We start from the raw sequence: 12,814 nt of genomic DNA, 5'->3' as shown, positions 1-12,814 counted from the left end.
CAGTCTCTTGCGCCTCCACACGGGCTGGCGTCGCGATTGGGCGGCAATCGTTCCAGGCGAGTTCAGTAGCAGCGGCCGCACCGACCTCCTATTTTATGAAGCGGCCGCTCGCGAAGGTGCGTTTTACACCGCCGATGCAAATGGCGGGATCAGTCTGCTGCGCCTCAATAGGGGTTGGCGCCGCGATTGGACGGCGATCATTCCAGGCAACTTCGGCGGCAGTGGCCACACGGATCTGCTCTTCTACGACCCAACGGCGTAAGATCGCTAGCCTGAGTTTCGCATCCAAGTGCCGCACGCAGAATAGACGAGAGCCGAGCCGCTCCTTGACCGGTAACTTCATACAAGGCGGAGAATCCCCGTGATGGGAGGCGTTCGCGAAGTGACGAGCAGGATTTGCCATCGCATGCGCCGACACCTGTGGCTGATAGGCTGCGTAATGGCCCATGCGTTATCGAGCTCGCTCTTGGCCGAGGCGGCGCGAAGTCATTGCGACCCGGGCCTCCAGGCGGCCGGCGCGCGGGCGATCGCGTATGCCGAGCGCGGTGACCGCTGCGAGGGCATCTATGCGCAGGAAGTGAGCGGCGCGCTGAGGATCGTCTCGTTCACCCGGCGCTCCTCGAACTACCGCTTCTCTGCGGAGAGGGCGTCGCTGCTCAGATGGCCGGGCGTCGAAAGTGGTCGGGAGGTCGAGGTGCGGGCTTCGGGGCTGCGCCGCAAGCTCCACTACCGGATGGACACCAAGCGCCCGTCGCACCCGCCGGCGTACACGTGGCCGTCCGACGTCCTTGCGCAGCTCGAGCTGAGCCGCAGCGAGGTGGGCTTGCTCGCATCGACCGAACAGCCTGTGGGTGAAGCGATGCGGCGCATCGTCCTTCCCTTGGATGTGACGCCGACAGCGCGGCCCGCCGAAGCCGCAGCATCGGCGAGCGAATACAGCGTGGTGCTGCTGTGCACCTTGGAATTGCAAGAGGTCTACGTGACGCTTCGCGCCCTCGACGTCAACGGCAAGCCGGGCCGGGTTCTGCGCGAGGGTGTCGGGCTCGATCACGGCTTCTACCCCGCCGAGCGGCCAATCGTGTTTCGCATTCCCTATTCCGAGCTCGACGGCGGCCGCATGTTCTCGTTGTCGATCGGCGCCGATCTGAAGAATGGTGAGCCGAGGGTGGTGCCGGAGATCGTCTTCCTTCACGCCGAGCCGGGACGCTGAGGGATGGACGAACCCGCCGCAGTGACGGTTCGGCTGCGCGAGCTGCTGCGGGCGCGCTCGGAGGCCCTCAACCACAAAGCCGTCGAGAGCGGCGGCAATGTCGACGCTGAGGAACTTGCAAGCCTCGACCGGCTCTCCAAGGCGCTGCGCATTGCCGAAGAAGGGAGCGCCGCGCCGGGCCGGTGGTGGCATGCCGCGGCGTTGCTGCTGGCGCTCGGCGCGGTGAGCGTCCTGTTCCTGGTTCGCGTGCCTAACACACGGGTGACGATCGAAATCGAAGCCTCTGCCGTCGAGTTCGCGCTGGCGCGCGAGCATCCGGTGATCGGGCGCGCGGCGGTCACCCAGCTCGGCGTGTCGGGCGTCGATGCAGTGCGCATCTCGCCCGACGTGCTGCCGCAACTGACGGCGCAGAAGGCGGGCACGTCGGCGCTGCGGCTTGCGGTTCCGCTCGCCCCGGGGCAAGGCGGCGCGATCAATACGGCGGCGCTGGTCCCGCCTGCGGGGACGCTGATATCGCTTCGCCACATGGGCTTTGCGCGCACCTACCGCCTGTCGCTAAAGAACCGGCGTGCCGGCACGCCGATCGCCTTCGAGGCCGACGTCCGGGGATTGCTGTCGGTCGCCGCGCCGGGGGTGCTCGACGCGCCACTGCGCCACGACTTCGGCAAGTCGGGCGCGAGCATCCGCTTCGAATCGCGCGGCGACACGACCGACGTCGATCTGGTGCTGGCGGAAGCCGGGGCGCTGCCGTTCTATGCGCAGATTCCGGTCGACGCGCTGGCGTTGACGCGGCTGGAGGAGTTCGCGCTGCCGCACAAGAGCGTGGTGGCCCCACTGTCCACGGTGCTCGGCGGCAGCATCTTCTTCGAGTCGCTCGACGGCGCGCGGCATCCGTTGCGAGCCGGCGAGCATCTGCGGCTGGAGGTCGCGGAGGGCAGGATCGAATCGTTGCGCCTGCTCGACGATCGAATTGCGCTGAAGTTCCGCGGGTCGGTCAGCGCCGTCGCCACCGGCGAGGAGGACATCGGCCGCGACCTGATGCCCAGCCTGCTGCAGTGGCTCAAGGCGCGCCAGCCGCTGTCGCTGGTCTGGGGCGCGACGATCTTCCTCTATGGATTGATCGTCAGCGCCACACGCTGGTATCGTCGTACGCCGTGACACGCGAGTTGCGCACCCGCATAGTGAGCGGCCTTGCCGCCATCGCGCTCGTCGGCGCATGGCATGCCGATGCCGGCGCGCAGGAGGCAACGCGTCCCGAGCAGGAAATCGCGCGCCACATCGAGCGCTTCAAGGAAGGCAATACAGGCAACGCTTCTGCGGCGCAAGCCGCCCTCGTGAGGATCGGCGAGCCCGCGGTGCCCGCGCTGATCGCTGCCATGAGGGACTCGGACGACAACGTTCGTATCAGGGCAGCGGGCGCACTCGAGGGGCTGGGCGCCAAGGCGCGGTCCGCGGTGGCGGCGCTGATCGTGGGGCTCAAAGACCCGCATCGCTACGTCCGGTCTTCCTGCGCTAGTGCGTTGCGGAAGATCGGCGCCGGCGCCACATCCGCGATCCCAGCGCTCATTGAAGTGCTGTCCGATGACGATGACAGGACCGCCGCGGAGGCGGCCGACGCGCTTGCGGCAATGGGGCCAGCCGCGATGCCGGCGATTCCCGCGTTGGTCCGTTCGCTGTCAGGAGGTTTTGTCTACATGTCCGCGCGCCGCGCGCTCAAGGGCCTCGGGGCCGCTGCGGCTCCGGAGCTTGCACGTGCTCTTGGCCACCCCAATGTCCAGGTACGTCAACGTGCGGCGTGGACGCTCGAAGACCTCGGCCCGCAGGCAACCGCAGCGGTGACGGCGCTGAGCGCGACGTTGAAGGACAGTGACGCTGGTGTACGAAGAGGCGCCGCGAAGGCCCTTGCTGCCATCGGCCCGGCCGCGCGCAGCGCCGCCGCGGCGCTGAGGGTGGCGCAAAGTGATGCCGACAGTAGCGTTCGTCTCGCTGCGGCCGACGCGTTGCTGAAAGTCAGCCCGGCAGACGCCGTGAGCCACGTCGCAACGCTCGCCGCGCGCTTGCGTGACCCCGATGTCAATGTGTGGCGAGATGCGATCTCGGCGCTGAGGGCGATCGGTGCGCCTGCAACGGCGCCGCTGACTGCGCTGCTGCGCGGTGACGGTGATTCCGAGGTCCGCCGACGCGCGGCAGTGGCGCTCGGAGAACTCGGCCCTGCTGCCCGCCCCGCAGTGCCGGCGTTGATTGAAGCGATGAAGGACAGCGCAGTTAAGTTCAACGCGGTGGTGGCCCTCGGGGAGATCGGCGGTGACGCCGTGGTGGCTCCGCTGGCGAAGCTGCTCGACGATGAGCGCTATCACGTCAACGCAGCGATCGGACTGAGCAAGCTCGGCCCGGAGGCAGCGGCGGCGGTGCCGGCGCTGACACGCGCGCTGCGGCATCAGGACGCGGAGACGCGCTTCTACGCCGCCTCGGCGCTCGGTGCGATCGGATCGCCCGCGGCCGGCTCCGTGCCGGCGCTCGTGCCGCTGGTGAAAGACGAGGACGAGAGGGTTCGCGGCATGGCCGTCGAGGTGCTGGGCGAGTTCGGCGGCGCCCATCAAAAGACAACTCTTGCCCCGCTGACCGAAGCGCTTCGAGACGAGGACAAGGAGGTGCGCGGCTTCGCCGCCGACGCCCTCGGCCAGATGGGCGAGGAACTCTCAAAGGGCTCGGACGTTTCCGCCATCCCCGGACTGCAGAAAGCGCTGAGGGCACTGGAGCAGGGGAACTTCGAAGTCAAGTACATCGGCAACGTTAGAGCAGCGCTCGATCACTTGGTCGCGAAGGACCGCGAGGGCGTGCGGTCTCCTCTTTCCGAGAGCGAGGAACGCGTCGCGGAGCGCAAGGGCCGCAGCCTGGTCGTGCAGATTTCAGGGCGGCTTGACGGCGAAGATGTAGTCGGCACCGGCATCGTGTTTGGATCGAACGCCGATCGCCTCTACATCGCGACGGCGCGCCATCTGGTGCGCCAGGGAATGTCGACCTTGTCCCAACCGACTGTGAGGTTGAACATGCTGCCGGGAGAAGCGATTCCCGCTCTGCTCCTCGAGCACAGCGACCGGGATCTGGATCTCGCGGTGCTCGAGATCCGCGATCCGGCGCAGCACCGAGTCGTCGTGTCGAACATCCTGCCGTTCGATCGAATCGGGGGAACGCAGAGCCTAGAGCCGAACGCGAAGGTCTACGCCGTGGGGCTGCCGGTGGAGCTGGCGAACATGCCGGCACAGGCCAATCACTTCGACAGGTCGGTCGGGATCCAGGTGGTCTTCGAGTCCACGACAGTCAGGAGAGGCTACTCCGGCGGCGCGCTGTTCGACAGCCAGTGGCAGCTCATCGCGATGATCCGTGCCGACGAGCAGCCCTACGCGCACGCTGTTGCGATCGAGCAGATCATCGCCCGACTGAAGGACTGGGGCTATCCAGTGGCGTTGACGCAACAGCGGGGCAATCGATGACGGGATTGACACGCGCGAGAGCCGGGCGGCAGATGTAGGGACGTTCTCGGATGCCGCTTGCGCCGGTGGATGAAGCGGCGCCTCGTCCAGCAGACACGCGAACCACGACTTGACGAGTGCGGCAGTGGTGTATTTTTCGACCATCGCGCACCGAGGGACATGTCGGCCAGCGGCAGCATGTCGTCGCCTCCGGACCAAGGCCATCGTGATCCATTGCATTGACGCGCCACATCCGAAGGTCGGCAAAGGCACCGCAATAAGACGGCATGATCGCGTCGCAGGCAATGACGAGGTCGGCGGCGGCCTGCGGTTCATCGAACGATGTCTGGGACGGCCGGTTCGGATGTTGAGCGGACCGCCGGCTCAAATGAGCGAGCGATTGGTCTCGGTTCTGGGCGACATTCAGCCGCGAAAGGCGAGCGGCGGCAGCCAGTCTGGAGCCGCCGCACCGGCTCACTGCGCCAAGCGACCGCATCAGCGTCAACCCGGCATCGGAGCCGCACGCTATCCAGCGCGCAACGCGGCAAGATCTGTCGCCCTTCGCCGCAGCAGCAGGCTCTGAGACCTTGAGCACGGAAGGCGAGCCACCAGTGCGAAACATGGCGCCGGGGGCGCCGCCATGTCGGAGTCGGCTTCGCCGGTCTTGGGGAACGCGGAACTCTGCCGCGCCCCGCCTGTCGTCAACCGGCAAGTCAAAGACGCGAAACGCCAAGCGCCACCGCCCCATCCCTCCAAAGATCGGTCCCTCCATCGCACCCGATGGCAAGCCACCCACCTAGGAGACAACCATGCATTTCTTGGACGATTCCCTTCTCCCCGAAAACCAACAGCCCCTGGTCATCCAGGCGGCCCCCTACGGCCCCCAATGGCTGCCTGGCGATTCGGACGATGTGCCGGTCACCATGGCCCAGCAGGTGCAGAAAGCCGTCGATTGCTACAACGCCGGCGCCACGGTGCTGCACGTGCATGTGCGCGAAGCGGACGGCAAGGGCTCCAAGCGCCTGTCGATGTTCAACGAGATGCTCGACCGCCTGCGCACTGCCGTGCCCGACATGGTGCTGCAGGTGGGCGGCTCCATCTCGTTCGCGCCGGAGAGCGAAGGCGACACCGCGCGCTGGCTGAACGACGACACGCGCCACGGCCTGGCCGAACTGACGCCGCGTCCCGACCAGGTCACGGTGGCAATCAACACCAGCCAGATGAACACGGCCGAGCTGAAGGCCGACACGGACGTGATCGGCACCTCCTGGGAAGGGCTGGAGAACAGCCCCTACCGCGAGATGACCATCCCCGCGGGCCCCGCCTTCGTCGACGAGCACATCCGCCGCCTGGTGGCCAACGGCATCCAGCCGCACTTCCAGATCGGCCACCTGGCCCAGCTCGAGACGCTGGGCCGCATGATCCGCCGCGGCAAGTACATGGGGCCGCTGGTGCTCAACTGGGTGGCCATCGGCGGCGGCATGGACGGGCCCAACCCGCGCGCCATGATGGAGTTCATCAACCATGTGCCCGATGGTGCCGTGCTGACCATCGAAGGGACGAACCGCCCGACCTGGCCGCTGACCACGATGGGCATCTGCCTCGGCATGCACGTGCGCTGCGGCATCGAGGACACGTTGCAGGACGACCTGGGCCAGCGCATTCCTTCCGTGCGGCAGGTTGAAAAGCTGGTGCGCATCTCGCGCGAGCTCAACCGCGAGATCGCCACCGGGAAGGAAGCCGGGCGCATCTATCAGATCGGCGTGCAGTACGGCAGCATCGAGGAGACGCTGGCGAAGGACGGCTACCCGCCGCTGCGAAAGCCCGGCCAGCGCGGCTTCCTGCACTACGACGGCGCCTACTTCGCCGGCGAGAGCCAGCGCGCGGCAGAGGCGCCGCGGCAGGCGCGGGTCGCGCGGCGCCTGGCGCTCCTGGCCGACCGGGCCTGGAGCGCGACGACGGCCGACGCACTGGCCGACTGAACGACGAGGCCGCTCATGCATCGATTCATCGCAGCACGCGTGCGCGCGTGCCTGGCGGCCGGCCTGCTGGGCCTGGCGGCCCTCGTGCCGGCGCAGGCCGCGGACTGGCCCGACAAGCCGATCCGCATCATCGTGCCGGCCCCGCCCGGTGGCATCTCGGACAACGTCGCGCGTTTGCTGGGCGACCAGCTGCGCACCCACCTGGGCCAGACGGTGATCGTGGACAACAAGCCCGGCGGCTCGGCCGTCGTGGCGGAGCGCGCATTGATGGCAGCCCCGGCCGACGGGCACACGATCATGGTGGGGCCTTCGAGCATCCTGACGGACTTCCCGCTGATCGTGAAGACGCCGTTCGACCCCCTCAAGACCTTCACCTACGTGTCCGATGTCGCGAGCATGGTCCACGTGCTGGTGGCCAACCCGCAGCTGCCTGCCAACAGCGTGCGGGAAGCGATCGGCCACGCGCAGCGCACGAAGGATGCGGTGGCCATCGCCAACCTCAGCGCCGGCACGCGCTCCCACCTGCTGGGCGAGATGCTGCGCGGGAAGAGCGGCGGCGGCATCGTCAGCGTGCCCTACAAGGGCTCGGCCCCGGCGCTGGCCGACCTGATGGGCGACCAGGTGCAGCTGACCTTCGAAGTGGTGAGCAACGTGGCGCCGCTGGTCAGGAGCGGCAAGCTCAAGGCACTGGGCGTGGTCTCGCGCGAGCGCTCGGCGCTGTTGCCGAACGTGCCCAGCATGGGCGAGGCGGGCTACCCCGAGCTCGTGATGCCGGATGCCAGCGTGGGCGTGTTCGTCCTGAGCAGCATGTCCGCATCGATGCAGGAGCGCATCCGCAGTGAGACGGAGCGGGTCAAGCAGTCGCCCCGGTTCCGCGAAATGCTGGCGGCGCAGGGGCTGGAAGAGGTCAGGCCTGCGAGCTACGCGGCGCTCCAGAAGAAGCTGGCGGGTACGCTGGAGCAGAACCGCGCGATCCTGAACCGGCTCGAATTGGCGGGCACCACCGGCATCGCGAAGTAAATGCGGGGCTCGGCCTGGTGGGGCCGAGTCAACGCTGCGCGCGGCTTTCCTTGGCGCTGCAATTGAACTGCGACTGATACCAGCGCGAGAAACTGCTGGGCGTAAAGCCCAGCAGCTCCGCCACTTCGGTCAGGGGCCGGTCGCTTTCGTGGACGTAGCGCACGGCCAGCTCCTTGCGCAGGTCGTTGACCAGGCCGGAAAAGCTTTGCGATTCTTCCGCGAGCCGGCGCTGGATCGTGCGCGGCGCCAGGCCCAGGTGCTCGGCCGCCTTCTCGATGCTGCAGCGGCCGCTGGGCAGCAGCAGCAGGACCGTGCGGCGAACGTCGTCCAGCATTGAAACGTCGTGCTGCTCGAGCGAGGCGTCCACCAGCGGCTGCGCGTAGCGCACCATGGCCGGATCGGCCCACGGATTGCGCGTGTCCAGGTCCGAGCGGTCGCAGACGATGCAGTTGAACTCGCGATTGAATTCGATGCCGTGGCCGAAGAGCTGGATGTGCTGGGCCAGGTCCTTGGGCGGCCCGTGCTCGAAGCAGACCCGGCGCGGCCGCCAATCGCTCGCCAGCAACTGGCGGATCGCGCGAACCATGACGCCCAGGGCCAGCTCCACGCGCTGCCGGGTGGGCTGGTGGGTGCTGCCGGCGATGAGCACCTCGCGGATCACCACGGTGTGCTCGTCCTCCTCGATGGCCAGCGTGAGCGCGCCATTGAGCATGGCCTGGTAGCGCATCAGCAGCTCGAGCGAATCGCGCAGCGTCGCCTGGTCGCGCATCAGCAGGCCGACGGCGCCCAGGTTGGAGAGAAAGCGGGACCGCGCCATGCCCAGGCCGAAGCATTCATTGCCCGAGGCCTCCGCGGATGCCTGCAGCAGGCGGCCCACGCGCTCCACGGGGATCATCAAGTCCGGCTCGTCCAGCACGCCGGGGCTGAGGCCGGCATCGAGCAGCATGCGCTCCGGATTCAGTCCGGATGCGCTGGCGACCTCACGGTAGTTGGTGAGGCATGCGGCGCGGACAAGCGTGGCCATCGGGCGTGGGTCCAGCGGGTGACGTGAAATGCTAAGCGCCTGTCATCGAAAGACAAGCATCGATCGCGGTGGCCATCGACACTCGATGCATCGAACGATTCTACAAAGGGCATCCTGTCATGTTGCAAGACCGAGAAGCTGCGCCCGGCGTGATACGGGCCGCGTCGCGCACCCGGTCCGTGCACGTCGAGCCGCTGACCTGCACCATCGGCGCCGAGGTCGGCAACGTGCACCTGGGCGCGGTGGCGGAGGACGACGACCTGCTGGCCGAAGTGCGCCGGCTGCTGCTGCGGCACCGGGTGATCTTCTTCCGCGACCAGGACATCACGCGTGCGGAGCACGTGGCGTTCGCCCGCCGCTTCGGGGAGCTGGAAGACCATCCCGTGGTCGGCAGCCATCCCGATCATCCGGGGCTGGTCCAGATCTACAAGACGCCGGACAGCCCGCCGGAGCGCAACGAGAACTCCTGGCACACCGATGCGACCTGGCGCGAGATCCCGCCCATGGGCTGCGTGCTGCGATGCGTCGAATGCCCGCCGGTAGGCGGCGACACCATGTGGATGAACATGGTGGAGGCCTATCGCCAATTGCCGGACGACATCAAGGCGAAGATCGAGCCGCTGCGCGCGCGCCACGGCATCGAGTCCAGCTTCGGCGCGGCGATGCCGATCGAGCAGCGGCTGGCGTTGAAGGCGAAGTACCCGGACGCGGAGCATCCCGTGGTGCGCACGCACCCCGAGACGGGCGAGAAGATCCTGTTCGTGAACGGCAGCTTCACGACGCACTTCACCAACTACAACACGCCGGCCAACGTGCGCTTCGGCCTGGACAAGGCGCCGGGCTCGACGCACCTGCTGAGCTACCTGGTCAGCCAGGCCAACATCCCCGAGTACCAGGTGCGCTTTCGCTGGAAGAAGAACAGCGTGGCCTTCTGGGACAACCGGTCGACGCAGCATTACGCCGTGATGGACTACCCGCCCTGCCACCGCAGGATGGAGCGTGCGGCCATCGTCGGAGATCGGCCTTTCTGACTCCCTGACTCACCACCATGCCCACCACCGACGTCACCGTCCTCATCGTTCCCGGGCTGCGCGACCACGTGCCCGATCATTGGCAGACGCTGCTCGCCGCCAGGCTGCCCAAGGTGCGCAGCGTGCCGCCGCTGGAACACGACAAGCTGAGCTGCGCCGCGCGCGTCGCGGCCATCGACCGTTCGCTCGCCGGCGTCGATGGCCCGGTGGTCATCGTGGCCCACAGCGCCGGCGCGATGATGGTGGCGCACTGGGCACAGCGCGCCACGCGAGAGATCCGGGGCGCGCTGCTGGCGGCGCCCGCCGATGTGGAGACGCCCATGCCCGCCGGCTACCCGACGCGCGACCAGCTGAAAGCCAACGGCTGGCTGCCCATCCCCTTGACCCGGCTGCCCTTCGCCAGCATCGTGGCGGCGAGCAGCAACGACGCCCTGACGACGCTGGCACGCGCTCGCGTCTTCGCCGATGCGTGGGGAAGCCGCTTCGTCGAACTGGGTGCCGTGGGGCACTTGAATCCCGCCTCGGGCTTCGGCGCGTGGCCGCAGGCCGAGGCGTTCATTGCCGAACTGGGCCGGATAGACCCATTGCAATCGCATGGCCAGGACAAGGACAAGGAGACACGATGAAGAACCATGACAAGACGAGACGGCTGGGCCTGTCGCTGGCAATCGGTGCGGCCCTGGCCGCCTGGGGCTGCGCCTCCATGGCACAAGCCAGCTGGCCCACGAAGCCGATCCGCCTGCTTGTTGCCGGCCCGCCGGGCGGGACGGCCGATGCGCTGGCGCGGCAGGCAGCCGAAGGCCTGAAGAGCACGGGCCAGCCGGTCATCGTCGAGGCCAAGCCCGGCGGCTCGGGCATCATCGCCATCAACGACCTGCTCGCCAACGGCCACGATGGTCACACCTTGCTCGTGATCCAGGTTGGCGCGGTGAGCGAGATGCCGTTGGTCAACAAGGTCCGCTTCAAGCCCTTCACGGACATGAAGCCCCTGGCGCAAATCAGCCGCACCGGCCTTGTCCTGGTGGCCAACAAGTCGCTCAACCTGACCCGCGTGGGCGACGTGGTGAAGTACGGGCAGGCGCAGAAGGACGGGCTGGACTTCGCGTCGTACGCGACGGGCATGAAGGGGCACACCCTGGGCATGCAGTTCGGCCACCTCGCCAACATCCGGATGCGCCACGTGCCCTACAAGGGTTCGCCCCAGGCCCTGGTGGACCTGATGGGCGGGCAGGTGCCGCTGATGTTCGATGGCGTGACCACCTCGCTGCCGCTGATCAAGAGCGGGAAGATCGATGCGATCGCCGTGAGCTATCCGACGCGCATCGGCGCGCTGCCCGATGTCCCGACTTTCAAGGAGCTGGGCTACCCGCAACTGGCCCAGGCGAGCTGGTTCGCCGTCTGGTCGCGGCCCGACGTGGCGCCCGGGATCCAGCAGAAGATCCGGGCCGCGACACTCGGCCATTTCGACCAGCCGGCCGTCAAGCGCAGCCTGCGCGACATGGGCATGGAGCCCGGCGAGCCGCTGACATCGGAAGCCATGATGGCGGATGCCAAGGTCGCGTACGACGAACAGGCTGCGCTGCTCAAGGCCATCAACTTCCAGCCGGAGTAGGCCACCAATTCGGCGAAGACTAGCCGCAGGCTGTCGGCCTGTCGTCGCGCCGGCTCGAACTGGCCTGCATGCCATGCAGCCGTCGTGAGAAGCAGAAGGTGCCGAGGAACGTTGCGCTCGCGTTGGTCGGCACGCTGAGCCCATTCGACGGCATCGCCGTCTTCTGGATCTCGAGCCGCTCGCTCCGCCGACGATGCATTTCACTCCACGTTTCTGCCGCTTCATCGCATGGCTCTCGCGGAGGGCCGCAGGCAATCACAGAATCCGGGCAACTACAGGAGTGACGAACATGCTGACACCCGTACTGATGGTATTGATCCTGGTGGTGCCCTACCTTGGCTACCGCTTCGTGTCGCGTGGTCGGCCGTCGCAGGATCTGCGTCCTGCGGCGGCCGCAGGCTTGGGGCTGCTTTTCCTTTTCACGGCGAGCGGCCACTTCATCCAGGCAGAGCCCATGGCGCAAATGCTGCCGTCCTGGGTTCCGGCGAGAGAAGCGCTGGTCTATCTGACCGGCTGGCTCGAGATCGCGATAACCGTGGCACTCTTCTTCCGCCGATCGCGGCGGGCAGGGGCGTGGGCAGCCGCGATAGTCCTGGTGGCCTTCTTTCCGGCGAACGTCTACGCGGCGCTCCAGCACGTCCCGATGGGCGGCCACGCCTGGGGGCCCGCCTATCTCCTGGTGCGGGCACCCTTGCAGCTCTTCATCCTGTGGTGGATCTGGGCCATGGTCCTGCCGGCTTCTGGCAAGACGGGTTCATCTGGACCTTGGCCTGTCAGCCCTTCAGGGCCTCGACCATGAGGTCCATCGTGCCTGAGCCGCTATCTGGCAAGAACCCTGAGGTCATTGCTTGCCCCATCCACCCCCGCACCCTAGACTGGCCGCATGCTGACCACCACCCTCATCCTGGCCCACGCCGCAGCGGCGGCACTGCTCGTTGCTGCCGCAACCGTTCGGGCGCGCAGGCTCGCGGCGGTGCGTCGCAAGCAGACGCCCGCACATCACTGAGCCCGGCGGTCCGCTCCTTCCCCCTTCAGCGCAACCATTCACCGCCGGGCACCAGTCCCGCGCGTTCGCGGTCGCCTTCAAGCACAGGCGCCGCACGAATGGAGTGCGTCAATGCATGCAACGATTCACGGCGAGCGCACGCTCACCGACCTTGACTCGATTCTCGCCATCACCGATTTCTCAGCCGGGACCAACGCCGTTCTCTCCCGCGCAGCGCAACTTGCCGCCGAGCACGGCGCGACGCTGAAGCTCATGTACGTGGCCCCGGGCGGCGAACTCCCTTGCCCCGATGCCGCATGCCGACTGTCGCACCACGCACTGCAACTCCGTCAGCGCCACGGGATCGATGTGCGCACCGTGACCCGGACCTTCAACACCGACGACGATGTGGCGAGCGCTGCGCGGTGTGCCGACCTGGTCGTTGCGGGCGCGAGCCGCGAACGTTCGCTGCGGTCC

General features: G+C 67.5%; 13 protein-coding genes. 12 read left to right on the top strand and 1 reads right to left on the bottom strand.

Annotated features, from left to right (window positions below; all coding sequences use genetic code 11):
* From APY03_RS44695 to APY03_RS28605, 6 genes are all read left to right on the top strand, one after another.
* On the top strand, nucleotides 1-262 hold a 262-nt coding region (locus APY03_RS44695), incomplete at its 5' end, for a hypothetical protein (RefSeq protein ID WP_232324452.1).
* Between the two features lie 144 nt (nucleotides 263-406).
* Nucleotides 407-1,210 (top strand): hypothetical protein, encoded by an 804-nt coding sequence (locus tag APY03_RS28625; protein ID WP_146039385.1) that lies wholly within the window; start codon nucleotides 407-409, stop codon nucleotides 1,208-1,210.
* Between the two features lie 3 nt (nucleotides 1,211-1,213).
* The gene (locus APY03_RS28620; RefSeq protein ID WP_068682281.1) at nucleotides 1,214-2,368 is read left to right on the top strand and encodes a hypothetical protein; all 1,155 of its coding nucleotides are present in this window, start codon (nucleotides 1,214-1,216) and stop codon (nucleotides 2,366-2,368) included.
* Nucleotides 2,266-4,704, top strand: a complete 2,439-nt coding sequence (locus APY03_RS28615; protein ID WP_146039384.1) for a HEAT repeat domain-containing protein — start codon at nucleotides 2,266-2,268, stop codon at nucleotides 4,702-4,704. Before APY03_RS28620 ends, APY03_RS28615 begins: the two co-directional genes overlap by 103 nt.
* A gap of 788 nt (nucleotides 4,705-5,492) precedes the next feature.
* Nucleotides 5,493-6,665 (top strand): 3-keto-5-aminohexanoate cleavage protein, encoded by a 1,173-nt coding sequence (locus tag APY03_RS28610; RefSeq protein ID WP_180988647.1) that lies wholly within the window; start codon nucleotides 5,493-5,495, stop codon nucleotides 6,663-6,665.
* Between the two features lie 15 nt (nucleotides 6,666-6,680).
* A complete protein-coding gene (locus APY03_RS28605; protein ID WP_083944619.1) occupies nucleotides 6,681-7,685 on the top strand; it encodes a Bug family tripartite tricarboxylate transporter substrate binding protein in 1,005 nt (334 codons plus the stop codon).
* A 28-nt stretch (nucleotides 7,686-7,713) separates the two neighbouring features.
* Here APY03_RS28605 and APY03_RS28600 read toward each other — a convergent pair whose 3' ends face one another.
* Nucleotides 7,714-8,709 (bottom strand): AraC family transcriptional regulator, encoded by a 996-nt coding sequence (locus tag APY03_RS28600; RefSeq protein WP_068682277.1) that lies wholly within the window; start codon nucleotides 8,707-8,709, stop codon nucleotides 7,714-7,716.
* A 119-nt stretch (nucleotides 8,710-8,828) separates the two neighbouring features.
* Here APY03_RS28600 and APY03_RS28595 point away from each other — a divergent pair, with 119 nt between their 5' ends.
* From APY03_RS28595 to APY03_RS44690, 6 genes are all read left to right on the top strand, one after another.
* On the top strand, nucleotides 8,829-9,740 hold the full coding sequence (locus tag APY03_RS28595) for a TauD/TfdA dioxygenase family protein (protein ID WP_068682275.1): 912 nt from the start codon (nucleotides 8,829-8,831) through the stop codon (nucleotides 9,738-9,740).
* Between the two features lie 17 nt (nucleotides 9,741-9,757).
* Nucleotides 9,758-10,366 carry an RBBP9/YdeN family alpha/beta hydrolase gene (locus APY03_RS28590; RefSeq protein ID WP_068682273.1) on the top strand — a complete coding sequence of 203 codons (609 nt, stop codon included), beginning with the start codon at nucleotides 9,758-9,760 and terminating at the stop codon, nucleotides 10,364-10,366.
* The gene (locus APY03_RS28585) at nucleotides 10,363-11,352 is read left to right on the top strand and encodes a Bug family tripartite tricarboxylate transporter substrate binding protein (protein WP_068682271.1); all 990 of its coding nucleotides are present in this window, start codon (nucleotides 10,363-10,365) and stop codon (nucleotides 11,350-11,352) included. The genes APY03_RS28590 and APY03_RS28585 overlap by 4 nt, the downstream gene beginning before the upstream one ends.
* A gap of 289 nt (nucleotides 11,353-11,641) precedes the next feature.
* Nucleotides 11,642-12,151 carry a DoxX family protein gene (locus tag APY03_RS28575; protein WP_068682267.1) on the top strand — a complete coding sequence of 170 codons (510 nt, stop codon included), beginning with the start codon at nucleotides 11,642-11,644 and terminating at the stop codon, nucleotides 12,149-12,151.
* A gap of 84 nt (nucleotides 12,152-12,235) precedes the next feature.
* A complete protein-coding gene (locus tag APY03_RS45420) occupies nucleotides 12,236-12,358 on the top strand; it encodes a hypothetical protein (protein WP_269475631.1) in 123 nt (40 codons plus the stop codon).
* Between the two features lie 111 nt (nucleotides 12,359-12,469).
* Nucleotides 12,470-12,814: universal stress protein (locus APY03_RS44690; protein ID WP_232324451.1), on the top strand; the 345-nt coding region annotated here is incomplete at its 3' end.

It is taken from the genome of Variovorax sp. WDL1 (genome assembly GCF_001541225.1).
Lineage (GTDB): Bacteria > Pseudomonadota > Gammaproteobacteria > Burkholderiales > Burkholderiaceae_C > Variovorax.
Note: the sequence above shows the minus strand (reverse complement) of the source record. Positions and strands in the feature narration are given on the sequence as shown.

Excerpts from the sequence above, each read along its gene's own strand:
- APY03_RS28585 (WP_068682271.1), top strand. The coding sequence starts at position 10,363 with ATGAAGAACCATGACAAGACGAGACGGCTGGGCCTGTCGCTGGCAATC.
- APY03_RS45420 (WP_269475631.1), top strand. The coding sequence starts at position 12,236 with ATGCTGACCACCACCCTCATCCTGGCCCACGCCGCAGCGGCGGCACTG.
- APY03_RS28590 (WP_068682273.1), top strand. The coding sequence starts at position 9,758 with ATGCCCACCACCGACGTCACCGTCCTCATCGTTCCCGGGCTGCGCGAC.
- APY03_RS28610 (WP_180988647.1), top strand. The coding sequence starts at position 5,493 with ATGCATTTCTTGGACGATTCCCTTCTCCCCGAAAACCAACAGCCCCTG.
- APY03_RS28605 (WP_083944619.1), top strand. The coding sequence starts at position 6,681 with ATGCATCGATTCATCGCAGCACGCGTGCGCGCGTGCCTGGCGGCCGGC.
- APY03_RS28620 (WP_068682281.1), top strand. The coding sequence starts at position 1,214 with ATGGACGAACCCGCCGCAGTGACGGTTCGGCTGCGCGAGCTGCTGCGG.
- APY03_RS28625 (WP_146039385.1), top strand. The coding sequence starts at position 407 with ATGCGCCGACACCTGTGGCTGATAGGCTGCGTAATGGCCCATGCGTTA.
- APY03_RS28575 (WP_068682267.1), top strand. The coding sequence starts at position 11,642 with ATGCTGACACCCGTACTGATGGTATTGATCCTGGTGGTGCCCTACCTT.
- APY03_RS28600 (WP_068682277.1), bottom strand. The coding sequence starts at position 8,709 with ATGGCCACGCTTGTCCGCGCCGCATGCCTCACCAACTACCGTGAGGTC.
- APY03_RS28595 (WP_068682275.1), top strand. The coding sequence starts at position 8,829 with ATGTTGCAAGACCGAGAAGCTGCGCCCGGCGTGATACGGGCCGCGTCG.